Below are 1,419 nucleotides of genomic sequence, written 5' to 3'. Positions count from 1 at the left end.
TACAAATTGCTTGGGTGTTATATGGTCAAGCCTCACGGGCAATTAGTACAGGTTAGCTCAACGCCTCACAGCGCTTACACACCCTGCCTATCAACGTCGTAGTCTTCGACGGCCCTTCAGGGGACTCAAGGTCCCAGTGAGATCTCATCTTGAGGCAAGTTTCCCGCTTAGATGCTTTCAGCGGTTATCTTTTCCGAACATAGCTACCCGGCAATGCCACTGGCGTGACAACCGGAACACCAGAGGTTCGTCCACTCCGGTCCTCTCGTACTAGGAGCAGCCCCTCTCAAATCTCAAACGTCCACGGCAGATAGGGACCGAACTGTCTCACGACGTTCTAAACCCAGCTCGCGTACCACTTTAAATGGCGAACAGCCATACCCTTGGGACCGGCTTCAGCCCCAGGATGTGATGAGCCGACATCGAGGTGCCAAACACCGCCGTCGATATGAACTCTTGGGCGGTATCAGCCTGTTATCCCCGGAGTACCTTTTATCCGTTGAGCGATGGCCCTTCCATACAGAACCACCGGATCACTAAGACCTACTTTCGTACCTGCTCGACGTGTCTGTCTCGCAGTCAAGCGCGCTTTTGCCTTTATACTCTACGACCGATTTCCGACCGGTCTGAGCGCACCTTCGTACTCCTCCGTTACTCTTTAGGAGGAGACCGCCCCAGTCAAACTACCCACCATACACTGTCCTCGATCCGGATAACGGACCTGAGTTAGAACCTCAAAGTTGCCAGGGTGGTATTTCAAGGATGGCTCCACGCGAACTGGCGTCCACGCTTCAAAGCCTCCCACCTATCCTACACAAGCAAATTCAAAGTCCAGTGCAAAGCTATAGTAAAGGTTCACGGGGTCTTTCCGTCTAGCCGCGGATACACTGCATCTTCACAGCGATTTCAATTTCACTGAGTCTCGGGTGGAGACAGCGCCGCCATCGTTACGCCATTCGTGCAGGTCGGAACTTACCCGACAAGGAATTTCGCTACCTTAGGACCGTTATAGTTACGGCCGCCGTTTACCGGGGCTTCGATCAAGAGCTTCGCGTTAGCTAACCCCATCAATTAACCTTCCGGCACCGGGCAGGCGTCACACCCTATACGTCCACTTTCGTGTTTGCAGAGTGCTGTGTTTTTAATAAACAGTCGCAGCGGCCTGGTATCTTCGACCGGCGTGGGCTTACGCAGCAAGTGCTTCACCCTCACCGGCGCACCTTCTCCCGAAGTTACGGTGCCATTTTGCCTAGTTCCTTCACCCGAGTTCTCTCAAGCGCCTTGGTATTCTCTACCCAACCACCTGTGTCGGTTTGGGGTACGGTTCCTGGTTACCTGAAGCTTAGAAGCTTTTCTTGGAAGCATGGCATCAACCACTTCGTCACCCAAAGGGTAACTCGTCATCAGCTCTCGGCCTTA

Annotated in this window: 1 rRNA gene; it reads right to left on the bottom strand. The window is 53.4% G+C overall.

The features are described from left to right. Positions 1-21: 21 nt before the first annotated feature. Positions 22-1,419 (bottom strand): 23S ribosomal RNA (locus tag DTP52_RS30975); the annotation flags it as partial.

Source organism: Pseudomonas sp. 43mfcvi1.1, from assembly GCF_900115935.1.
Taxonomy (GTDB): domain Bacteria; phylum Pseudomonadota; class Gammaproteobacteria; order Pseudomonadales; family Pseudomonadaceae; genus Aquipseudomonas; species Aquipseudomonas bijieensis.
Note: the sequence above shows the minus strand (reverse complement) of the source record. Positions and strands in the feature narration are given on the sequence as shown.